The sequence below is a fragment of the Streptomyces sp. NPDC002886 genome (assembly GCF_042888445.1).
GTDB lineage: Bacteria > Actinomycetota > Actinomycetes > Streptomycetales > Streptomycetaceae > Streptomyces.
Genome location: NZ_JBIAPV010000003.1, coordinates 809,890 through 832,199 on the forward strand (window position 1 = coordinate 809,890; position 22,310 = coordinate 832,199).

Annotated in this window: 19 protein-coding genes; 8 read left to right on the plus strand and 11 right to left on the minus strand. The window is 72.1% G+C overall.

What is annotated here, in order from left to right; translation table 11 throughout:
* Positions 1-217 precede the first annotated feature (217 nt).
* A complete protein-coding gene (locus ACFYYB_RS15970) occupies positions 218-904 on the plus strand; it encodes a hemolysin III family protein (RefSeq protein WP_389435823.1) in 687 nt (228 codons plus the stop codon).
* 10 nt (positions 905-914) lie between these two features.
* Positions 915-1,355 carry a nitroreductase/quinone reductase family protein gene (locus ACFYYB_RS15975; protein WP_389435824.1) on the plus strand — a complete coding sequence of 147 codons (441 nt, stop codon included), beginning with the start codon at positions 915-917 and terminating at the stop codon, positions 1,353-1,355.
* 85 nt (positions 1,356-1,440) lie between these two features.
* On the opposite strand, the gene ACFYYB_RS15980 is transcribed toward ACFYYB_RS15975, so the two are convergent.
* From ACFYYB_RS15980 to ACFYYB_RS16005, 6 genes are all read right to left on the minus strand, one after another.
* Positions 1,441-3,861, minus strand: coding sequence for a galactose oxidase-like domain-containing protein (locus ACFYYB_RS15980; protein ID WP_389435825.1), 2,421 nt, complete (start codon positions 3,859-3,861; stop codon positions 1,441-1,443).
* Positions 3,862-3,883: 22 nt separating this feature from the next.
* Entirely contained in the window at positions 3,884-5,068 is a 1,185-nt protein-coding gene (locus ACFYYB_RS15985; protein ID WP_389435826.1) for a glycosyltransferase, read from the minus strand.
* A 6-nt stretch (positions 5,069-5,074) separates the two neighbouring features.
* Entirely contained in the window at positions 5,075-6,712 is a 1,638-nt protein-coding gene (locus tag ACFYYB_RS15990; protein WP_389436217.1) for an ArnT family glycosyltransferase, read from the minus strand.
* 158 nt (positions 6,713-6,870) lie between these two features.
* Positions 6,871-8,205, minus strand: coding sequence for a glycosyltransferase (locus ACFYYB_RS15995; protein WP_389435827.1), 1,335 nt, complete (start codon positions 8,203-8,205; stop codon positions 6,871-6,873).
* Positions 8,206-8,498: 293 nt separating this feature from the next.
* On the minus strand, positions 8,499-10,553 hold the full coding sequence (locus ACFYYB_RS16000) for a thioredoxin domain-containing protein (RefSeq protein ID WP_389435828.1): 2,055 nt from the start codon (positions 10,551-10,553) through the stop codon (positions 8,499-8,501).
* A gap of 167 nt (positions 10,554-10,720) precedes the next feature.
* Positions 10,721-11,476 (minus strand): DUF4344 domain-containing metallopeptidase, encoded by a 756-nt coding sequence (locus ACFYYB_RS16005; protein ID WP_389435829.1) that lies wholly within the window; start codon positions 11,474-11,476, stop codon positions 10,721-10,723.
* A gap of 125 nt (positions 11,477-11,601) precedes the next feature.
* On the opposite strand from ACFYYB_RS16005, the gene ACFYYB_RS16010 reads away from it, so the two are divergent.
* On the plus strand, positions 11,602-14,841 hold the full coding sequence (locus ACFYYB_RS16010; protein WP_389435830.1) for a tetratricopeptide repeat protein: 3,240 nt from the start codon (positions 11,602-11,604) through the stop codon (positions 14,839-14,841).
* A 110-nt stretch (positions 14,842-14,951) separates the two neighbouring features.
* On the opposite strand, the gene ACFYYB_RS16015 is transcribed toward ACFYYB_RS16010, so the two are convergent.
* Positions 14,952-15,182 carry a hypothetical protein gene (locus ACFYYB_RS16015; RefSeq protein WP_389435831.1) on the minus strand — a complete coding sequence of 77 codons (231 nt, stop codon included), beginning with the start codon at positions 15,180-15,182 and terminating at the stop codon, positions 14,952-14,954.
* A 2-nt stretch (positions 15,183-15,184) separates the two neighbouring features.
* On the minus strand, positions 15,185-16,066 hold the full coding sequence (mca, locus tag ACFYYB_RS16020; protein WP_389435832.1) for a mycothiol conjugate amidase Mca: 882 nt from the start codon (positions 16,064-16,066) through the stop codon (positions 15,185-15,187).
* A 121-nt stretch (positions 16,067-16,187) separates the two neighbouring features.
* Here mca and ACFYYB_RS16025 point away from each other — a divergent pair, with 121 nt between their 5' ends.
* Together ACFYYB_RS16025 and greA are read left to right on the plus strand one after the other, a co-directional pair.
* A complete protein-coding gene (locus tag ACFYYB_RS16025; RefSeq protein ID WP_389435833.1) occupies positions 16,188-16,601 on the plus strand; it encodes a DUF4307 domain-containing protein in 414 nt (137 codons plus the stop codon).
* Positions 16,602-16,770: 169 nt separating this feature from the next.
* Entirely contained in the window at positions 16,771-17,268 is a 498-nt protein-coding gene (greA, locus tag ACFYYB_RS16030) for a transcription elongation factor GreA (RefSeq protein ID WP_389435834.1), read from the plus strand.
* 92 nt (positions 17,269-17,360) lie between these two features.
* Here the strand turns inward: greA and ACFYYB_RS16035 are convergent, their stop codons facing one another.
* From ACFYYB_RS16035 to ilvA, 3 genes are all read right to left on the minus strand, one after another.
* Complete coding sequence (locus tag ACFYYB_RS16035; RefSeq protein WP_389435835.1) at positions 17,361-18,218, minus strand: ABC transporter permease; 858 nt, start codon at positions 18,216-18,218, stop codon at positions 17,361-17,363.
* Complete coding sequence (locus ACFYYB_RS16040) at positions 18,215-19,237, minus strand: ATP-binding cassette domain-containing protein (RefSeq protein WP_389435836.1); 1,023 nt, start codon at positions 19,235-19,237, stop codon at positions 18,215-18,217. Before ACFYYB_RS16040 ends, ACFYYB_RS16035 begins: the two co-directional genes overlap by 4 nt.
* 176 nt (positions 19,238-19,413) lie before the next feature.
* A complete protein-coding gene (gene ilvA / locus ACFYYB_RS16045) occupies positions 19,414-20,646 on the minus strand; it encodes a threonine ammonia-lyase (RefSeq protein WP_389435837.1) in 1,233 nt (410 codons plus the stop codon).
* Positions 20,647-20,922: 276 nt separating this feature from the next.
* On the opposite strand from ilvA, the gene ACFYYB_RS16050 reads away from it, so the two are divergent.
* The 3 genes from ACFYYB_RS16050 to ACFYYB_RS16060 all read left to right on the plus strand — a co-directional run bounded on the left by ACFYYB_RS16050 (position 20,923) and on the right by ACFYYB_RS16060 (position 22,288).
* Positions 20,923-21,456: a MarR family winged helix-turn-helix transcriptional regulator gene (locus ACFYYB_RS16050; protein ID WP_389436218.1), complete on the plus strand. Its 534-nt coding sequence runs from the start codon at positions 20,923-20,925 to the stop codon at positions 21,454-21,456.
* An 80-nt stretch (positions 21,457-21,536) separates the two neighbouring features.
* Complete coding sequence (locus ACFYYB_RS16055) at positions 21,537-22,049, plus strand: RNA polymerase (RefSeq protein ID WP_389435838.1); 513 nt, start codon at positions 21,537-21,539, stop codon at positions 22,047-22,049.
* A complete protein-coding gene (locus ACFYYB_RS16060; protein ID WP_389435839.1) occupies positions 22,046-22,288 on the plus strand; it encodes a hypothetical protein in 243 nt (80 codons plus the stop codon). The genes ACFYYB_RS16055 and ACFYYB_RS16060 overlap by 4 nt, the downstream gene beginning before the upstream one ends.
* The last annotated feature ends 22 nt before the right edge of the window (positions 22,289-22,310 follow it).

Below are 22,310 nucleotides of genomic sequence, written 5' to 3' on the forward strand. Positions count from 1 at the left end.
CGCTCCTTGTTGAGGGGTTTGATTTGTGATTGCCCCGTGGGGGCCGCGACCCGGACGCTTCGCGCTCCGCTCATCCGGTGTCGACCGCACTCATCTGATCATCCGGTGCGTGTGCGCATATGTCCAGGGGGCCTCTCACGTGAGCATCGCCACTCCGGTCAATCTTCCGTAAAGCGCACTAACGGAAACCTACGCAACCGTAGGTAGCATGTTCGGCATGACTTCCGACGCCGCTGCCGCGGCCGCTCCGATGGTCGAACCCGCCGATCAGGAGGCCAAGCCGCTCATGCGCGGCTGGCTGCACACCGGCATGTTCCCCGCCGTGGTGATCGCGGGCCTCGTCCTGATGGCCTTCACCGATTCGACCTCGGCCCGGGTGGCCTGCGGGGTGTACGTCCTCACCGCCTGCCTGCTCTTCGGAGTCAGCGCCGTCTACCACCGCGGTACGTGGGGCCCGCGCGGCGAGGCCATCCTGCGGCGGCTCGACCACGCCAACATCTTCCTGATCATCGCGGGCACGTACACCCCGCTGACCGTCCTGCTCCTGCCCGACTCCACCGGGCGGACCCTGCTCTGGGCGGTCTGGATCGCGGCCGCGGCCGGCATCGCCTTCCGCGTCTTCTGGGTCGGCGCCCCGCGCTGGCTCTACACCCCCTGCTACATCGCCATGGGCTGGGCGGCCGTCTTCTTCCTCCCCGACTTCATGCGCACCGGCGGCATCGCCGTCCTGGTCCTGGTCATCGTCGGCGGCCTGCTCTACAGCATCGGCGGCGTCATCTACGGCATCAAGCGGCCGAACCCCTCCCCCCGCTTCTTCGGCTTCCACGAGGTCTTCCACTCCCTGACCCTGGCCGCCTTCGTCGCCCACTACGTCGGCATCTCGCTGGCCGCCTACTCGCACTAGAGGAATCCAGATGCCCGACTACGACCCGGCCGCCGTGAAGCTCAGCCCCAACCCGCACGTGCGCGACCAAGCGGTTCGGTACGAGGAGTCGGACGGCACGCGGGACACCGACATGAACGGCTCGCCCTGCCTGCTGCTGGACTACCGGGGCCGGGTCAGCGGCGACTGGCACCGCACCGTCCTCATCTACGCCGAGGACGGGGACAGCCGGCTGATCGTGGCCTCCAACGGAGGCTCCGACCGGCACCCCTTGTGGTTCGCGAGCGTCGAAGCCCACCCCGAGGTGCACGTACGGGTGCTGGGCGAGCGGTTCCGGGCCCGGGCCGACGTGCTGCCCCCGGAGGAGAAGGCCAGGGTCTGGCCCCTCCTGCTCTCCGTGTTCCCCCGGTACGAGGAGTACCAGCGGGGGACGGACAGGGACATCCCGGTGATCCGGCTCCGCCGGGCCTGAACCACGGAACGTGTCCCAGGGGCCCGGCCCCTGGGACGCGCACCTGCGTGCGCCTGCGCGCACCTGCCCGCGCCTACGTGCGCGCCTACGTGCAGGCGTAGCCGTCGCCGTCCGGGTCCAGCCGGAGCGGATCGCTGCCGTTGACCTTCAGGCGGGCCGGGTACTTGTGGGCGGCCAGCCAGTCGCAGCGGGCCTTCGTCGTCGCCTTCACCTCCGCCGGGAACCGCGTGGGCACGCACACGTTGGCCGTGCCGTAGTGCCGGTCGCAGCCGGCCACGGTCGGGGCCACCGGGGCCGAGTCCCGCTTCGCGGGGTTCTTCTTCGGGTCCGCCAGCTCGTTCGCGAAGGTGTGCTCGTGCGCGGTCGGGGGCTCGGCGGACGCCGCCAGGGCGGACGGGCCGCCCAGGTGCACCCACCGCGCGATCGAGGGGATGCCGTTCGCGTCGACCGCGAAGAGCATGTACCAGCCGGGCGGGGCCAGGTTCGGGTTGCTGGTGACGTTCAGGTCGATGGTGGTGCCGTTGACGACCGTCAGCGGCAGGTCCACGAACCGCTGGTTCGGGTCCGAGGAGTGGGTGACCGCCGCCGGACGGATCAGCTCCGCCTTGGCGACCGCCCGGTTGACGGTGATGCGCTGCGTGTCCCCGTACACCCACTGGCTGTCGATCACCGAGGTGATCTGCGGGCGCGCCCCCTTGAAGAGGTAGGGCGGGGTGTAGATCGACACGTTGTGGTTGTACGTGCCGTTGCCCGGGTTGTCCCCGACCGACATGACGCGGCCGTCCGGCATCAGGAACGAAGCCGAGTGGTACGTCCGCGGGATCGGGTCGGTGGCCAGGCCCGGCTGGTAGGTGTTGGTGGTCGGGTCGAAGAACGAGGCCTCGTACACCGGGTCGGCCCGGTCGTGCAGGCCGCCGCCGGTCTCCAGCACCTTGCCGTCGGGCAGCAGCACGGCGGACACGAACATCTTGCCCTCGGCGCCGGTCTGCGGACGCTTGCCCGCGCCCTGGTCGACCAGACCCTGCGGCAGGTCCGGGCCGGCCGTGTAGGCGGGGCTCGGCTGCTTCAGGTCGATGATGTCGGTGAGCCGGTTCGCGGCGGGGTTGCGCTCGTTGTTGCCGCCGCCGATGGTCAGCACCCGCTGGTCCTGCGCCGGGGGCAGCAGCACGCTCGCCGACTCGTCGCGCTCGTCCTTGTTCCGCAGGCCGGGCACGTCGGTGATGGTGTTCGCGTCGTAGTCGTAGACGGAGGCGCCGGTGCCCGGGGTGCCGTTGCCGAAGGTGTGGCTGCCCGAGTAGAAGAGCCGCCCGTCCTGCATGAGGATCATCGACGGGTACAGGCCCCAGTACGACCAGGTCTGGTTGACCTCGTTCATCGGCAGCCACTTGTTCTGCGCCGCAGAGAACTTCTCCGCGGTCACGTTGCCCGTGGAGTCCTCCTTCAGCCCGCCGAAGGAGATCACGTCGCCGTTGCCGAGGACGGTCGCCGACGGGTACCAGTGCCCGCCGTTCATGTCGTTGGTCTTCGTGTACTTCTCGGTCGCCGGGTCGAAGGTGTACGAGTCCTTCAGCCCCTGGTACCCGATCGTGCCGTCGGCCGACGGGTAGCCCTTGTTCCCGCTCATCACCAGCACCCGGCCGTCGGACAGCTGGACGTGCCCGGAGCAGAACATGTCCACGGGCGTCGGGATCGTCTTGAACGAGCCGTTCGCCGGATCGTAGACGGCGGAGGTGAAGGTGCCCGCGTTGAACTGGGCGATGTCGTTGCCCGAGCCCGCGATCAGCAGCACCTTGCCGTTCTTCAGCACGACGGCGTGCATCGAGCGCACCGGGTTCTTGGCGGCGATCACCTCCCACTTGCCCTTGGCGCACTCGGTGGCCGTACCCGTGCAGGTGGGCTGCGGCGGGACCGCGCCCACCTCCTCCAGCGCGTAGTCGTCGGTGGTGAGCGTGCCCACCCCGTAGACGGACAGGCCCCACGCGATCTTGTCCGTGGTGGGCGGGACCGCCGGCGTACGGACCTGCGTGCGCGCCCACGCGGCGCTGACGGGGGGATTCTGCAGATCGGTCCAGTACTGCCAGCCGGCCACCGTGTCGTGGCGGAACACCGTCACCGACACGTCCGGGGTGTTCGACTTGTACCAGGCCGACAGGTCGTACTGCTTGCCCGGTACGACCGTCGGGGCGCAGGTGCCGTTCTCGGTGACCAGGGCCTTGCGGTCGCCGTCCACCCGGCGGGTGAGCGAGACCTTCATCGCCTTGGTGCCGGAGTGCGCGTCGGCGACGGTGGCGAAGGTGAAGTCGTTGTCGCCCCAGCCGGACTTCGACCAGCAGGACGGCATGTCGGAACCGGCCGGACCGGCGGTCTCGAAACCGGGGTTGGTGAGCAGGTTGGGCGGCCCGGCCGTGGCCTGCTGCGGCGCGGTCAGCAGCAGGCCCCCGGTCATCGCCCCGACGGCCAGCAGGGCGGCCCGCCACCCTGCCCTGCGCCGGATCTTCCTCTCCATGGGGAACGTCCCTTCGTGCGGCTCAACTCGTGTGCGTACAGCCCGCCTTGCGCGGGAGGTAGACGAGTGCCTCCGTCGCCGCGAAGCGCAGGACGAAGGTGGTGACCAGGGCGAGCGCGGTCGCGGACAGGACGCCGAAGCCCCAGGTGCCGACGAACACCGCGATCAGCGGGATCCGCAGCAGCAGATCGGCGTTGGCCAGCAGCGTGAAGCGCCCGAGCCGGTCGGCCCAGTGGCGGTGCCGGCGCCGGTCACGGAACAGCAGGGTCTCGATGAGGAGGAAGTTCCACAGCACCCCGGCCTGGTTCGCGACCACCTCGGCGACCAGGTAGTTCATCCCGGTGTGCGTGAGCATCCACAGGGCCGCCAGGTTCGGGACGAAGCCGGAGAGCCCGACGAGCCCGAAGCCGATCATGCGGGCCAGCGGGGTCGCGGAGCGCAGCGAGGCCAGGTGGGCCAGGAAGCGCAGGCCCTCGCGGGCGGTGGACTTGGACTCCCCCGCGAAGCGCTCCTGGAAGACGAACGGCACCTCGGCCACCCGCTCCGGCCGGCAGCGCACGGCCAGCTCCATCAGGATCTTGTAGCCCAGCGGCTTCAGCGCCTCCTCCGTCACCGCCGAGCGGCGGATCGCGAAGAACCCGCTCATCGGATCGCTGATCCCGCGCAGGGCGCGCGGGAAGAGCCCCTTGGCCAGCCAGGTCGCTCCGCGCGAGACCGCGATCCGGTAGCCCCCGGCGAGCCCGGCCCGGCTGCCCCCGGCGATGTAGCGGGAGGCCACGACCAGGTCGGCGCCGGTGCGCGCGCCCTCCCCGACGAGCTCGGGGACCAGGTGGGGCGGATGCTGGAGGTCGGCGTCCATCACGACGATCCAGTCGGTGTCCGCGCGCCCGATCCCCTCCACGACGGCCCCGCCGAGCCCGCCCTCGGGGCTCTCGCGGTGCAGGACCGCCACCGGGAAGGCGCACTCCAGGGCCGCATTCTCGATGACGGCGGGGGTGTCGTCCGTGGAGTCGTCGACGAAGAGCACCGACACCGGCAGGTGCGCGGGCAGCGCTCCGGCCAGCCGGCTCAACAACTCGGCTATGTTTCCGGCCTCGTTGAAGGTCGGGATGATGAGGGTGACACTGCCCGGGGCGGGCGCCTCGACGGCGGACTCCGGGAGGTGCGGGGCGTGTGGGGCGTGCGGGGCCCACAGGTCTTCACTCATGCAGGATCAACTCCCCTGGGAAGTGCGGGCCGTGGGGTCACTGCCGTCCACCCGATCCGTGCGCCGGATCTCGATGCGGTCCTCGCCCTCACCGAAGACGGCGACCGTCGTCGAGTGCTCCAACGCGGCTTTGACATTGGGCAGTTGTGCGGCATCACGGCGGACGGTGGGCGAGGAGACCACGTAGTCGATGTCCCGCCAGCCGCGCGGCAGCGTCTTGGTGACCGCGGGGTCCAGGTCGGCCTTGTAGAACCAGATGGCGCCGAGCCCCGGGTCGAAACCGTGGTGGACGGCGTCCAGCCACAGCGCGTCGTCGACCAGCACCCGGGTCGTCGCGGGCTCGCGCACCTCGCGCCCGAGCCAGGCCGCGGCCTGCCGGTACGGGGCGTTCGCGTCGACCGTGAGCGCCGTACGGTTGCCGTCGTACCAGCGCGGTACGAGGTACACGAGGGCCGAGGCCGCGAGGACGCCGACCAGCGCCCACCGCCCGTAGGCCAGGGCGCGCCGCTCCCCCGGCGCCCGGCGGCGGCGCAGCACGGCGTGGGTGACGCTGGCCGCGCCCCCGGCGAGGACCAGCGCCAGGAAGGGCAGCGCCTGGATCACGTACATCGCCGGGAGGTAGCCGGAGGGCCGCAGGGCGACGAGGCCGAGGATGACCACGGCCAGCGCCGGGCCCGCGAGCGCCCGGGCCGTGACCGACCAGCGGATGGTGACGAGGAGCAGGACCGCGCCGGCCAGTCCGCCGAGCGGCAGCACGGTGTCGTAGTACAGCCAGGACTCGAAGACCCCGTGCGAACCGGAGCCGGGGTCCAGGATGAAGCCGGAGCCGGCCCGGCCCATCTGGTAGACGATCCCGCCGATGAGGGAGACGTGGCCGGAGCCGGGCAGCAGCTCGGCGTTGAGCAGCGCGTAGAGGGGGTACGTCACCCCGATCAGCACGCAGGCGGTGACGGCTCCGGTGACGGCGAACTTGCGGGTGTCGCGGTGGCTGTGGCGCCACATCGTCACCAGCAGCGCAGGGAGCACCACCAGCATCGTCTCCTTCGTCAGCACGGCGGTGGCGGCCGCCAGGCCGGAGGCGAAGTGGTGCCACAGGTGGCGGCGGGGGGACGCGGCGAGGCAGAAGGCCAGCAGCATCCACATCACGGCGATGTTGTCGAGGAAGATCTCCCGCTGGAGCACGACGGAGAGCGGGGAGAGTCCGAACAGGCCCATGGCCAGACCGGCCGCCCAGCGCGGCAGCCAGAGCCGGCGCGCGAGCACGTACAGCAGGACCGAGCTCGCGGCGGAGACGGCGAGCATCGAGAACCGCATCGGCGCGACGGTCATCGCGTCGGGTACGAACAGGGACGGCAGGTAGGTCAGGCCCGCTATCTGGATCCAGCCGAGCGGGGGGTGGTCGTACCAGTAGGTGTAGTGCGCCAGCCCCTTGCCCTGCTGGACGGCCCAGGCCTGGGCGAGGTAGGTGCCCTCGTCGTCGCTGAGGGTCGGGAAGTTCGTGATGTTCCAGCCCTGCACGAGGAGGATCGCGAGCAGCAGCACCCCGCAGAGCAGCAGGTCGGGGCGCGAGGAGCGGAACCGGACGAGCGGCCGGGCCGGCGCGGCGGGGCGGACCCCGAGTCCGCCGGTGCGCTGGCGCGGGATGCGGGCGGCGCCGGGGACGGCGGCATCGGCGGCGGCGTCCACGGCGGCGGCATCGGTGACGGCATCGGTGACGGCGGAGTCCGTGACGGCGGCATCGGCGGCGGGCTCGGTGAGGGTCGAACCGGACTCGGGATCAGTGGCCGTGGGCAGGGTGGCGGTCACCGGGTGCTGTCCTCTCGGATGAGGGTCTTCGGGGTGGTCGAGGCGCTCGGGCCGCTCATGCCGTTCGGGATGCCGGCGGCGCCACCGGACGCGGACGCGAGGTGGGCTCCGGTGTGGCTGGTGAGCTCCCACTCGTTGCGTCCGCGCTGCTCGCGCCAGACCGCGCGGATCGCGGCGCCGGCCAGCATCACCTGGTAGAACGGGCCGCCGACCACGAGCTTGACGTAGTGGACGAACCGCACCCGCAGCCCGTACTGGCGGCCGAAGTCGTGCAGGCCGACCACCTCGAAGACGAAGGTCACCATCGCGGTGATCATCGGCAGGAAGGTGACGATCGCGACCCCGACGGGCACGTCGAGGAAGACGGCGACGGCGAAGTTCACCGGGATGATCACCCCCGAGGTGGCCTGCATGAAGGGGGTCATGAGCGTGTAGCGGGCCAGCCAGCGCTGGCCGCGGCCGGGCAGCTGCTGCCAGTCCTTCTTTCGGTACACCTGGAGGAACCCCTGGTTCCAGCGGGTGCGCTGCTTGAGCAGGCTCACCAGGGACCCCGGGGTCTCCTCGCGGGTCACCATGTCGGAGTCGTAGGCGACGACCACCTTCTTGCCGACGGAGGACAGCCGCACGCCCAGGTCGCAGTCCTCGGCGAGGCAGTTCGGGTCCCAGCCGCCGGCCTCGCGCAGCACCTCGGTGCGCACGAAGACGGTGTTGCCGCCGAGCGGGATGAACCCCTTCTCCGCGTGCAGGTGGAGGCGGGAGCGGAACCAGAAGAAGTACTCCAGGCAGTTGCGCAGGCTGTACCAGCTGGAGTGGAAGTTGATGAGCTGGACCCCGCCCTGGACCACGTCGGCGCCGGTGGCGCGGAAGGCGTGGTCCACGTGGGACAGCAGCTCGGGGTGGACCTGGTCCTCGGCGTCGAAGACTCCGACGACGTCGCCCCGGCAGTGCGGGAGCGCGGTGTTGAGGGCCTTCGGCTTGTTCTTGACCTCGTGGTGGTCGGTGATGACGCGTACGAGACCGGGCGCGCGGGCGGCGGCCCGCTCGGCCACCTCCGCGGTCCCGGGGTCGTCGTGGCCGACGATCACGATGATCTCGTAGTCGCGGTGGCTCGATTCCAGGAGGCGCTCGATGGTGTGCTCCAGCACCGCCTGCTCGTGGCGGGCGGGCAGCAGCAGGGAGAAAGCCAGCCGACCGCCGCCGTCAGGGCTGTCGAAGCGGGTCGAGGCGAGCGTCTCGGGCGTCCGCCAGGCGTGCATCTGCCACCAGAGCGTGAACGCCGCCATCCAGAAGAGCGCGAGCGATACGACACAAATGAACACGGATATGAACAAAGCGTCCCCCACAGACGTGCCGCAACCCCAGGCGGCGATCTCTCCAACCCCCCGGGGACGGGCACGCGCGGCAGGCTCCCCAGCCCGCCGCCCTCGCCCCGCCCCCGATTCCCCCCGCGTGCGCAACCCCCGGTGCGCTCTACGCCGGCGCCCCAGGGCGCTGACAGTGACCGATCGGTGACTCCGAAGTCATGAGACTAGGCAGCCAACATGACGCGCAGGCGCTATCGAGATAAAAACCACGTTGCCGAACTGACCTTGAAAGAAACGGAATTGACGGCACTCCAGCACTTTCAGGGACGAACCGCACCCAACTGCCCCGCCAGCTCGACCGGATCGGTCGTAGGCCGCGCGCAGACGAAATGTCGGCAGACATACGCCGTCGGGAGCTCGTGCACGAGCGTGCGCTCGGCCAGAAGGGGGAACTCCCCTCCACTGCCGTCCGCCGCCCCCGGCAGCCCCGTCGCCACGACCGCCCCGGGGGCCGTCCCCAGCAACGCGACCCGGTGCAGCTCAGCCCGCGCCGGATCCTCCGGATGACCGACCACGGCCACCTCGCGCGGGCCGTCGACCAGCGCCTCCGCGACCGCCAGCCCGTGCCCGATGAAGCGCGGAGCGCGCGGCCCGAGCGCGTGCACCACCGCGAGCGCCCGCTCGGCCGCCGTACGGTGCGCCTGCGAACCGGTGTGCGCGGCGTACGAGAGCAGGGCGCCGGCGGCGGCCGTCCAGCCGGAGGGGGCCGCGGTGTCGGTCGGGTCCTGCGGCCGCCTGATCAGCCGCTCCGCGTCGTGCGCGGTGTCGTACAGCGAGCCGTCCTCGGCGGTGAACCCGGCCAGGACCAGATCGACGAGGAACCCGGCGAATTCCAGCCAGACCCCTTCCCCGGTGACGGCCGCCAGCGCCAGGAACCCCTCGGCGACGTCCCCGTAGTCCTCCAGCACCCCGGCGTTCGCCCCGACCCGCCCGTCCTTGCTGGTCCGCGCGAGCCGGGCCATGCCGTCCATGTGCACCCTGACCAGCAGATCGGCGGCCTCCGTGGCCCGCTCGACCAGGTCGGGCCGGTCGAAGAAGGCCCCGCACTCGGCGAGGGCCGCGATGGCCAGCCCGTTCCAGGCCGCGACGATCTTGTCGTCCCGCCCGGGCGCGGGCCGCGCCTGCCGCGCCGCGAGCAGCCGCTCCCTGATCCCGGCGAGCCGCTCCTCGCCGATGTCGGGCCCCTGGACGGGCAGTTGGAGCACCGACATCCCGTGCTCGAAGGTCCCCTCCTCCGTCACCCCGAAACAGGCGGCGGCCAGCTCCCCGTCCTCCTCCCCCAGCACCTCGCGCAACTGGGCGGGAGTCCAGGCGTAGTAGACGCCTTCCACGTGCTTGCCGGTCTCCGGGTCCTCACTGTCGGCATCCAGCGCGGAGGCGAAGCCGCCCTCCCGGGTCCGCAGTTCACGGACCATGAAGTCGGCGGTCTCCAGGGCGACCCGGCGCGCCAGCTCGTCCCCGGTGGTGCGCCAGAGGTGGGCGTAGACCCGACAGAGCAGCGCATTGTCGTAGAGCATCTTCTCGAAGTGGGGAACGACCCACTCCCGGTCCACGGAGTACCGCGCGAACCCACCCCCCAGCTGGTCGTAGATCCCGCCCCGCGCCATGGCCTCACAGGTGCCGACCGCCATCTCCAGCGCCCCCTCGGACCCGGTCCGGGCGTGGTGGCGCAGCAGGAACTCCAGCACCATGGACGGCGGGAACTTCGGCGCCCCGCCGAACCCGCCGCGCGTGGCGTCGTACTCCCGCACGAGCCCGAGCAGCGCCTTCGCGAGCTCCTCGGGTCCGGGGGTGCCGGCCTTCCCGTAGTCGAGCTGCCGCCCCGCGAGGTCCCGTACGATCCGCTGCGCGACCTCCGCCACCTCCTCGGGCCGCCCGACCCACGCGGTGCGCACGCCTTCGAGCACCTGCATGAAGGAGGGCATCCCGTGCCGGGGCTCGGGCGGGAAGTAGGTCCCGAAGTAGAAGGGCTCGGCGTCGGGCGTCAGGAACACGGTCATGGGCCACCCGCCCTGCCCGGTGGCGGCCTGCACCGCCTCCATGTAGACGGCGTCGATGTCGGGCCGCTCCTCGCGGTCGACCTTGACGTTGACGAAGTGCTCGTTGAGATAGGCGGCGGACAGCTCGTCCTCGAAGGACTCGTGCGCCATGACATGGCACCAATGACACGAGCTGTACCCCACGCTCAGCAGCACGGGGACGCCACGCTCCCGCGCCTCCGCGAAGGCCTCCGGGGACCAGGGCCACCAGTCGACGGGGTTGTCGGCGTGCTGGAGCAGGTAAGGGGAGGTCTCGTTCGCGAGGCGGTTCGGCATGGGGCCATCCTGCCGCACCGCCCGGCACGCGCCTGGTTACGGGGCCGTCGGGCCACCGGTTCGCGGCCCACGATTCGGGCGGCCCACGTCCCGCGGGCCGCCCCTGTCGACGTACACGCGTCCGGGCGCGGGTGGTCGAAGGAGCGGCGGACGAACCGAGCGAGGGGTTACTCGTGCCGCAGCAGCGGCGCCAGGTCGCGGGTCCAGGTGTCGCGGGTGCGGGTCCACGTGGCGGCGCAGGTGGCGCGGGCCGGGGTCGCGAGGTCCTTGTGGCGGGTGGGGGCCTTGCCGTAGACCGCGCAGCGGTGGGACTCCGCGCGGGCGGCGTCCGGGGCGTGTTCGTCCGGGGCGTCGGCGGCGGCTCCGGGCTCGGCGGCGGCCGACAGGTCGTAGAGGCGGGCCGCGATCAGGAGGGTCTCCTCGCCCTCCGGGTGGCCGCGCAGGAGGGCGACCTGCGCGAAGCGGTCGGCGGCGTCCTCCTCGGCGCGGGGGCCCTCGTCCGGGAGGTCCAGAGCGTCGATCAGGGCGTGGCCCGCCTCGTGGTGGAGGGTTTCCCGGACCACCTCGGAGAGGTCCTCGTCGCCGAGCGGCTCACGCCACTCGGCCAGGTCGTCGTAGCAGAGCTCGATGGTGTGGGTATCCGGGTCGTAGCCCGTGCCTTCGCCGTGGCAGGACGTGGCCACGACGGTGACCAGGTGGGGAAGGTCCACGTAGGCGTTGAGCTCGGCGAGCGTGAACTCGGCCACTTGCCAGTTCCGCAGGAACCGGGCGGAGGCCTCGTCGGTCGCCGCGGGCTTCTCGTAGCGGAGCCAGAAGCCCTTTTCCGGGACCTCCTCCCGGGGCAGGAGGGCGCAGCCCGTCATCACCAGCAGCAGGCTCGCCGCCGTCGCGCACAGTCCCGGGGTCGCCCAGCGTCTGTTCACGGAGCCACCATAAGCGACCGCTTGTGGACCAACTCCCTCTGAACTAGCTCAGATTCCCTCGCGCTCGCGAGCGTCACGGCGGACACTTGTGGCACGGTGCCGGAGCTCTCTGAGGGGGATTGCCGATGCGGGACAGTCATCGTGGTGAGGCCGAGCGGCTGTTGGGGCGGGCCGTGGAGGAAGAGGCCCGGCGGGGCGCCGGTGGGGCGGCCGGCACTCCGGAGGCCAAGGCGGCGCTGCTGGCGCGCGGGATGCAGACCCTGGACGCGCTCGCGGCGAGCGCGGCCCCCGAGTACGAGGCGTACGTGCACGCCCTGGACGAGGCGGCGGCCGGGGAGCAGTCCCTCGGCGAGGCCTTCCGGCGGGCGAACACCTCGACGGCCTCGCTGGTCACCGGTGTCGCGGCGGCCGCCGCGATCGTGGCCGACCTGGCCTTCGGCGTGGCGGTCGGTACCGCGCTGACCACCGGGGCCGTCGTGGGCGTGGCCGGGGCGACGGCGACCGTGGCCAAGGTGACGGCCCTCCACCTGCCCGCGGCCAACCGGCGCGCCGGGGAGGCGGGCCGTCCGGGCGGTGCGGAGCAGCTCAAGCTGAAGTGGCTGTCGGCGCTGGACGTGCGCGGGATACGTCCCTTCCTGGAGCAGCAGCGCAAGGTGGCGGCGGCGCTGCACGCCCCGCCCAAGGTGGCGAACGGCAGCGGGGGCTCCGCCCTCCCGCTGCGCGGTGCCAATCGCAGCGCCGAGGCGCGCAGGCGGGCCATGCTGGAGCAGTCCTTCGGGCAACTCCCCGCGCTGGAGGGCGCTTTCGTGGGCCGCCGGGCCGAGCTGGCCCGGATCGCGCAGTGGGTGCACAGCGCCCGGGTGAGCACCGAGACGCGCCCGGTGGTCGTGGTGCTGCACGGGGAGCCCGGGGTGGGCCGCACCACGCTCGCGCTGCACGCCGCGCAGGCGCTGCGGGACCAGTTCAGGGGCGCCTGCGTGGTGAACCTGCGGGGCGGCGGCACGGCGGAGAATCCGCTGCCCACCCGTGAGGCACTGCTGCACCTGATGAACCGGCTCGGCGCGCCCCGCGAGCAGCTGCTGTTCCGCGAGGGCTCATCGGCGGAGCAACAGGTGCGCAGGCTCGGCGAGTTGTACCACCAGCACGTACAGGGCACCCCGGTGGCGGTGGTCCTGGACGACGCCGTGGACGCCGCGCAGGTACGGATGCTCGTGCCCGAGCGCTCCGAGAGCCTGGTCCTGGTCACGGCCCGGGAGCCGCTGGAGCTGCCCCCGGAGCTGGCGGCCTGGGTGTACCAGCTTCCGGTGACCCGGCTGACGGAGGAGGCGGGCGCGGAGCTGGTCCAGGCGGCGGGAGCCGCGGCGGCGGGTACGGAGCCGCCCGTGGCCCCGTACCCGGCGCAGACCGTACGGGGCCTGCTCGCGCTCGGCGCCGGTCTGCCGCTGGCGCTGCGCGTCCTGGCCCCCCTCGGGGGCGTCGGGGAGCCCCCGGAGGCCGGCGGCTCCCTGGACGCCGCCCTGGACCTGGCCTACGCGGCCCTGCCCGAGGAGCGGCGCCGGCTGCTGCGCCGGCTCACGCTGGCCGGGCGGGCCTCGCTGGGGGCGGCGGCCGCGGCGGCGCTGATCGACGCGGACCAGGCGGAGGCCGGGCGACTGCTGCGCGAGCTGGCGCGGGCGGGGCTGCTGGACCACGTGCGCGGGGACCGGTTCCGGATGCACGACGCGGTGCGCGCGTACGCGGCTGCGCGCCTGGAGCAGGACGAGGACCGGGCCGGCGCGGCGGCGGCGCACGAGCGGTTGATCCGTACGTACGCGCAGCTCGCCGACTCGGTGATCCGGATGGTCGACGGGAAGATGTCCACGCGGGCGAACGCCCTGTCCAAGGCGAGCACGGTCGGCGGACACGGTTTCCCTTCCCTGGACGCGGCCCTGCGCTGGCTGGACGACGAGTCGAGCTTCATCACGGCGGCGCTGCGGCACTCGGAGGGCGTGGACCAGCAGGCCGTACTGGACCTGCTGGGCGCGCTCTGCGACTTCTGCCTGCTGCGCGGTGACCTGTACCGGCTCGGTGAGATCAACGAGCTCACGCAAGCCGTCGACCAAGGGCTGCTGGTCCGCTCGGTGCAGTGGCGTACGGGCATCGCGGCCCGCCAGCTCGGCGAGCTGGACAAGTCCCGCACCACGCTGACCTCGCTGGTCGACCAGTACAAAGAGGCCCGGCAGGAGGCGGGCGCGGGCATGGCCCTCGTCTCGCTGGGCATCACCCTGCACCACCAGGGCAACCTCCCCGAGGCCTCGGCCCGCATCCGCGAGGCCCTGGTGCTCCAGACCCCGGACGAGCTGGCGGGCGACCGGGCGTGGGGCCTGCACGCGCTCGGGGCGGTGGAGCGCGACCGCGCGCACCTCGCGGAGGCGCTGCGGCTGCTGCGCGAATCCCTCGTCCTGCACCGGGAGAGCGAGAGCGTGCACGGCGAGGCCTGGGCGCACCTGCAGCTGGGCCAGGTGTACCTGCGCCTGGGCGAGGTGCCGCGCGCGGAGGCGGAGCTGCGCCTGGCGCTGGAGCTGTACGGGCGCACGCGCGACGACCGGGGCCAGGCGTGGGCGCTGACCCAGCTGGGCCGGGCCCGGGTGGTCGACGGGGATCCGGGGCCGGCGCTGGAGCGGCTGCGGGACGCGCTGGCCCGGCACCGGGAGTCGGAGGACGCGCGCGGCGAGGCGTGGACGCTGTACTACCTCGGGCAGGCGCTGGAGGAGGCCGGGGAGCGGGACCGGGCGGTACGGGAGCTGGAGCGGGCCCGCACGATGTTCTCCCGGATGCGGGACGTGTACGGGCTGGCGCACGCCCGCCACCACTCGGGCCGGGTCACCCGCGACCAGCGGGCGGCGCAGACGGGGAACCTGAGGAACTCCGGGTTCGCCCGCCAGCTGCTGATGGACGCGCGGGCGGACTTCCGGCGGATCGGGCTGGCCCACGGGGAGGCCTGGACCTGCCTGGAGCTGGCGGTGGTGGACGCGGGCAACGGCCGGACCGCGCAGGCGCTGGACCTGTGCGAGGAGGCGGTGCGGCTGTTCATCTCCTACGGGGACCGGCGCGGGGAGGACTGGGCGCGCTTCCTGCGCTGCACGCTCCTGCCGTACGCGATCCCGGCGGCCCCGGACGAGGCGCGCACGGAGCTGGCGCGGCTGGCGGCGGCCCCGCACCCGATGCGGGACGGGCGGCTGGAGGACTGCCTGGAGTCCTACACGGTGATCCTGGCGCGCGGGGTGGACCCCGCGGAGGGCTGGCAGGCGTGGCGGCTGTCGCTCGTACCGAACCTGCACTCGCGGGAGATCATGGGCGTCCCGGTGCCGCTGCCCTCGGTGTAGGGCGCGCGGAGGCCTTCACGCGCGAAGACCCGCCGCCCGGAAGCGCGCGGAGACCCGCCGCCCGGCCGTCTTCCACGGCCGGGCGGCGGTCGCCGCGCGGGGACGGCGCCCTACGGGGCGCGCGTGCCCTCGGCCGGGGCCGGAGCCGCGGCGGGCTCCGGTGCTTCCTTGAAGTCGACCCGGCCCATGTGGCGGCTCATCGACTTCATCAGGCCCCACACCCCGAGGGCGAGGGCCGCGAACACGACGAATCCGAGGAGGCCCGGGGTCACCTTGTTCTTGTCGAAGGTGTCGCCGGCCAGCGGGAGGAGCTGGGCGATTGCTTCGTGCGTAGCGCTCATAGCTACGCATTCTCCCGGATGCCCGCGAAGAGGTCGGACTCGGGGAGGGAAGTGTCCACGAGGGACTTCGCGAGCTCGTACTCCTCCGTGGGCCAGACCTCCTTCTGGATCTCCATCGGGACGCGGAACCAGCCGCCGTCGGGGTCGATCTGCGTGGCGTGGGCGATGAGCGCCTTGTCACGGATCTCGAAGAAGTCGGCGCAGGGCACGTGGGTGGTCAGGGTCCGCTCCTTGCGCTCGAACTCCTTCCACCGCTCCAGCCACTCGCCGTACGGGGATTCCAGGCCGCGGGCGAGCAGCGCCTCGTGCAGGGCGATGGTGCGCGGCTTGTTGAAGCCCTGGTTGTAGTAGAGCTTCTGCGGCTGGTACGCCGGGCCGAACTCGGCCTCGGGGTACTTCTCGGTGTCGGCGGCGTGATCGAAGGCCACCATCGAGATCTTGTGGGTCATGATGTGGTCGGGGTGCGGGTAGCCCCCGTTCTCGTCGTACGTGGTGATGGCCTGCGGCCGGAAGGCGCGGATCTTCTTCACCAGGCGGCCCGCGGCCTCGTCGACGTCCACCAGGGCGAAGCAGCCCTCGGGAAGCGGCGGCAGCGGGTCGCCCTCGGGCAGGCCGGAGTCGACGTAACCCAGCCATTCCTGGTCGACGCCGAGGATCTCGCGGGCCTCGTCCATCTCCTTGGCGCGCACCTCGTGGATGTTCTCCTCGATGTACTTGTCACCCTGGAGCTTGGGGTTCAGGACGGAGCCGCGCTCACCGCCCGTGCAGGTGACCACCAGCACGGACACCCCCTCGGACACGTACTTGGCCATGGTGGCCGCGCCCTTGCTCGACTCGTCGTCGGGGTGGGCGTGGACGGCCATCAGTCGAAGCTGCTCGGTCAAGACAGGATCCTCTTTGAGTCGTCAGGGCGGGCGCTCCTATAGTGACCGAATCGGAGGGTGGAAAAATTCCGGGGGGTCACCCCGGAATCCAGGTGTTCACCCACCTCGAAGGGAACGATCGATGAGCGCGGTGCGCGAGGAGCTGCCCGAGGGCCGCTACGGCCGGTCGGCGGACGAGCGCGCGGACCGCAAGCTGAAGATCATCGGATCGGTGCTCGGGGTCGGGCTGCTGGGCGTGGTCGGCTGGATCGGCTGGGACTACGTGGCCGGGCAGAACGTGAGCGCCGAGCTCATCAAGTACAAGGTCGTCTCCGACTCCGCGGTCGAGGTGCACCTCGAGGTGCGCAAGGCGGCCTCGGTCACCGGCGTGTGCACGCTGAGCTCGCAGGACGAGTCGCACGCCGAGGTCGGCCGCGCCGATTTCACGTTCGCACAGAAGAGCGGGCGCGTGGACGACATGGTGACCTTGAAGACCACGGGCCGGGCCACGATGATCGAGATCATCGGCTGCCGCGAGGCCGGTTCCGCGAGCTGACCCGGAGCGTGCCCGAAGCGTGATCCGGGCAGGACCGGGGCATGACCCGGGGGTGACCTGACGCAGTTCACACACTTGGCGTCCTCCCCCTTTTCTTCCCGAATTGTTAGGCTCGTGGTTTCGTCCGCCGCTGGCGGCTTTGTAGTCCCTGTACCGACGAGGAGCACCCGTGACCCAGACGAGCGAGAGCGTCACCTGGCTGACCCAGGCGGCGTACGACCAGCTGAAGGCCGAGCTGGAGTACCTCTCTGGTCCCGCACGGTCGGAGATCACGATCAAGATCGCGGCGGCCCGTGAGGAGGGCGACCTCCGTGAGAACGGCGGTTACCACGCGGCCAAGGAAGAGCAGGGCAAGCAGGAGCTGCGCATCCGCCAGCTCACGCAGCTCCTGGAGAAGGCCAAGGTCGGTACGGCCCCCGCCTCCGACGGCGAGGTGGCCCCGGGCACCCTGGTCAAGATCGCCTTCGACGGTGACGAGAGCGACACCATGGAGTTCCTGCTGGCTTCGCGCGAGTACGCGTCCTCGGACTTCGAGACCTACTCCCCGCAGTCCCCGCTGGGCTCCGGCGTGCTGGGCAAGAAGATCGGCGAGGACGCCCAGTACGAGCTGCCGAACGGCAAGCAGGCGTCGGTCAAGATCCTCGACGTCAAGCCCTTCACCGGCTGATCACCCCCCTTTCCACATTCGCCCCGCCGAGCTGCCGCTCGGCGGGGCGAAGTGCGTTTCCGGTGCTTCCGGCGCGTGCGCGACCGCCGCGCCTACGCGGTGGCCGAGCGGTACTTGCGGACCGCCAGGGTGCGGAAGACCACGACGATCAGCACCGACCAGAGGATCGACGCGATGACCGGGTGCTGCATCGGCCAGGCCTCGGGGACCGGATAGCCCTCGGGGAGGTTCCCGAAGAGCTCGCGGGACGCCTGGACGGTGGCACTGAAGGGGTTCCACTCCGCGATGTGCCGCAGGAACGTCGGCATGTTGTCGGAAGGGACGAAGGCGTTCGAGACGAACGTCAGCGGGAAGAGCCAGATCAGACCGCCCGAGGTGGCCGCCTCGGGCGTGCGCACCGACAGCCCGATCAGGGCGCCGATCCAGGAGAAGGCGTAGCCCAGCAGGAGCAGCAGGGCGAAGCCGGCCAGGACCTCGCCGATGCTGGTGTGGGTACGCCAGCCGACGAGCAGGGCCACGATCGCCAGGACGACGAGCGTGAGGGTGGTCTGGACGAGGTCCGCGAGGGTGCGGCCGGTCAGGACCGCGCCGCGGGCCATGGGCAGCGACCGGAACCGGTCGATGAGGCCCTTGTGCATGTCGTCGGCGATGCCCGCACCCGCGCCGGCCGTGGCGAACGTGACGGTCTGGGCGAAGATGCCCGCCATCAGGAACTCGCGGTAGGCGGCGGGCGAGGTGGAGCCGCCGACGGAGATCGATCCGCCGAAGACGTAGCTGAAAAGGACGACGAACATCACCGGCTGGATCACGCCGAAGATGATCATCTCGGGGATCCGGGACATCCGGATCAGGTTGCGCTTGGCCATGACCAGGGAGTCGTTGATCCCCTGGACGATGCCGCCGCGCGGGCGGGGCGCCGCCAGTTCCGGGGTCGTGGAGGTGAGGGTCACTTCGCCGCCTCCTTACGGGCCTTGCGGCCGCCCTTGGCCTTCGCGTCGGCGGCCGCTTCGCCGGCCTCCTCGGCGGCGCGCTCCGCCGCGTGGCCGGTCAGGGAGATGAACACGTCGTCCAGGGTGGGACGGCGCAGGCCGATGTCGTCGATCTCGATGCCGCGTCCGTCGAGTTCGCGGATGACCTCGGCGAGCAGCTTGGCGCCGCCGGAGACCGGGACGGTCAGCTTGCGGGTGTGCTCCTCGACGGTGGTCTCGCCCTTGCCGAAGCCGGCGAGGACTTCCCGGGCGGTGGCCATGTGCTCGCGCTCGTGCACGACGACCTCGACGCGCTCGCCGCCCGTCCGGGCCTTGAGCTGGTCGGAGGTGCCGCGTGCGATGACCCGGCCGTGGTCGACCACGGCGATGTCGTGCGCGAGGTGGTCGGCCTCCTCCAGGTACTGCGTGGTGAGCAGCAGGGTGGTGCCGCCGGCGACCAGTTCCTGGATGATCCCCCACAACTGCTGGCGGTTGCGCGGGTCGAGACCGGTGGTGGGCTCGTCCATGAACATCACGGGCGGGCTGACCACGAGGGCCGCGGCGAGGTCGAGGCGCCTGCGCATGCCGCCGGAGTACGTCTTGGCGGTGCGGTCGGCGGCGTCGCCGAGGTTGAAGCGCTCCAGCAGTTCGACGGCCCGCGCCTTGGCGGCCTTGGCGCCCATCTGGTAGAGCTGGCCGACCATTTGGAGGTTCTCCCGGCCGGTGAGGTATTCGTCGACGGCGGCGAACTGGCCGGAGAGGCCGATCGCGCGCCGGACTTCGTTGGGGTGCTTGAGGACGTCGATCCCGGCCACCACCGCCTTGCCGCTGTCGGGCTGCAGGAGGGTGGTCAGGACGCGTACGGTCGTGGTCTTGCCCGCTCCGTTGGGGCCGAGCAGACCGAGGACCGTGCCTTCGGGTACATCGAGGTCAACGCCGTCCAGTGCCCGTACGTCGCCGAAGGTCTTGACCAGACCTTCGGCGTAGATGGCGCCTGGCATATGGGTGCTCCCAGTGCGAATCGAACCGGTTGAATCGTGACATTCCTACGCGAATCCTATGGGCGCCGAGCCGACCTCGCTCGGCCGAACGGGCGACACCGTATCGCGTCATATCGCGTCTCGCCACCGGTTCGGGGAGTGTCGCCCGAGGGGTGAGGGAAGGTGGGATGAGCCCGCTAGCTCATGACCTTGTACCCCGCGCCGTGCAGCGCCCGCGCGACGTCCGCGCAGTGCTTCGGCCCCTTCGTCTCCAGGTGCAGCTCCACCTCCACCTCCGTGAGCCCCAGGCGCGGATCCGTCCGCACGTGGCTCACGTCCAACACGTTCGCATCCACCACTGACAACACCCCCAGCAGACCGGCCAGAGCCCCCGGCCGGTCGGTCACCCGCAGCCGCAGCGACAGGTAGCGGCCGGCCGCCGCCATGCCGTGGCGCAGGATCCGCTGCAGGAGCAGCGGGTCGATGTTGCCGCCGGACAGCACGGCCACCACCGGGCCGTCCCCGTACCGTTCGGGCTCGCTCAGCAGGGCGGCCACCGGGCTGCACCCGGCCGGCTCGACCACCATCTTCGCCCGTTCCAGGCAGAGCAACAGCGCACTGGAGAGCGCGTCTTCGGACACCGTACGGACGTCGTCCAGCAGCTCGCCAATGATTTTGAAGGGGATGTCGCCGGGCCGCCCCACCTTGATGCCGTCCGCCATCGTGTTCGGGTTGTCGATGGACACCGGGTGCCCGACCTTCAGCGAGGGCGGGTACGCGGCCGCGCCCGCCGCCTGGACCCCGATCACCCGTACGTCGGGGCGCAGCGCCTTCACCGCGACCGCCACCCCGGCGGCGAGCCCGCCGCCGCCGATGCCGACCAGGATCGTGCGCACCTCGGGGCACTGCTCCAGGATCTCCAGGCCGACCGTGCCCTGGCCCGCGATGATGTCGCGGTGGTCGAAGGGGTGGATGAACACCGCGCCCGTGCGGTCCGCGTACTCCTGGGCCGCGGCCAGCGTCTCGTCCACGACCTCCCCGTGCATCCGCACCTCGGCGCCGTAGTCCTGGGTCGCGGCCACCTTCGGCAGGGGCGCCCCGACCGGCATGAACACGGTCGAGCGGACCCCGAGGAGGGAGGAGGCCAGCGCCACGCCCTGGGCGTGGTTGCCCGCGCTGGCGGCGACGACCCCGGCGGCCCGCTGCTCGGGGCGCAGGCCCGCGATGCGCACGTACGCGCCGCGCAGCTTGAAGGAGCCGGTGCGCTGGAGGTTCTCGCACTTGAGGTGGACCGGGGAGCCGGTGAGCGAGGAGAGGTACCGACTGCCCTCCATCGCGGTCACCCGGGACACGCCGGAGAGCATCTTCTGGGCCCCCCGGACGTCGTCGAGGATGACCTGCGGGACGGGCTGCGGCACGCGGTAGTTCATACGGCCAGTCTCGCAGCCGGTCCGCCGCGTGCTCCGCCGCGCTGGGCGGGACGGGTGAGCCGGGCGGCCGCCGGGCGGTGCGGGGCCGGGCGGGAGCCGGTGCGGGCGCCCGGCCGCAGGCCCGGCCGGAGGGGCGAAATCTCGCCATGCGGGACGGCTCGTAGTCGCCGTTCCACCGCCGCCGTATCAGTTCTTGTACGAGGAGTACGAGCCGTCGCACGGCCGCGTACTCTGTCCCCCATCCTTGTCGGCCCCATGCGAAGAGAGCCCACGGCCATGCCCTCCACCCCGGCCAGTTCCGACCTGCCCGCACCGGCCGGCGCGCCCGCCGAAGCCGGTCTCCTCGACGCGCTCCAGCACCAGGTGGCGGTCTTCGCCCGGCGCGCCGAGCAGACCCGCCTGGGCGGGGTCGGCCAGGCCCGCAACTCCATGGACCGGGCCGCGTACCTGCTGCTGAACCGGCTCGACCTGGAAGGCCCGATGGGCGTGAAGGCGCTCGCCGGCGGCATGGGCATCGACTCCTCCACCGTGACCCGCCAGGTCGCCCCGCTCGTCGACAGCGGCCTCGTCAAGCGGACCTCGCACCCCGAGGACGGCCGGGCCGTGGTGCTCGCGCTGTCCCCGCGCGGGCTGGCGCGGCTGGAGGAGGTCCGCTCCTCGCGGCGCGAGCTGATGGCCCGGGTGACGGACGGCTGGGACGAGGAGGAGCGCGTGGCGTTCACCGGTCTGCTGACCCGTTTCAACCTCTCGCTGTCCGAGCTGATGTCGGCCGGCTCCGAGCCCGGGTCCGAGGCCGGCCCCGCCTCCTGAGGCCCGGCTGAAGCCCGACTGAGGCCCGACTGGCGCCCGACCCCTTCCGAGGCGGTCCCTCCGGCCGCACTATGTGGACTGTGGACCACGGGCCGGGCCCCTACGCGGAGTTCGAAGCTTTCGTCGCGGGCGCGGCGGGGCGACTCCTGCGCGTCGCGATCCTGTTGACGGCGGAGCCCGCGACGCCCGCGGCCGACGCCGATGCCGACTCCGCGGCCGAAGCGCCCGCCGCGCGCGGGCTGCTGGGCGGCGCGCTGGCCCGTACGTACGCGAACTGGCACCGGCTGCGCGGGGACGACCCGTACGACCACACCCGCCAGGAGCTGTGCGCCGCCTTCGCCCGCACCGGCCGCCGCCACCACGGGGGCAGCGGGGTGCTGGGGCGGCTGAGCACGCTGGAGCGGCTCGTCGTGGTGCTGCGGCTCTACGAAGGGGTCGCGGAGGAGGTCACGGCCGCGCAGCTGGGGCTGGCGCCCGACCGGGTGCGGGCCCTGTGCGACCGGGCCGTCTCACAGCTGCGCTCCCGCCCCGGTGCCGCGCCCGGTGCCGCCCCCGGCACCCCGCCGGACGCCCACCGCAAGGAGGCGGCATGAGTCGCTCCGACCCCCGGGAAGCCCAGGTCAGACAGCTGCTGGAGGGGCCCTACCCGGCGGTGCCGCCCGATCTGGCGGCGGGCGCGGCCGCGCGCGGCGACCGGCTGCTGCGCCGCCGCAGGGCCGTGCGGCGGACGGGCTGGGCCCTGCTGTGGGCGGCGGTCGTGGCCTTCGTGGTGTGGGCCTCGCTGACCGGCGCGTGGTCGACGCCTTCGAGCGAGGTCTCCCCGCCCTGGTAGGACGGGGAGACCTGGTAGGCCG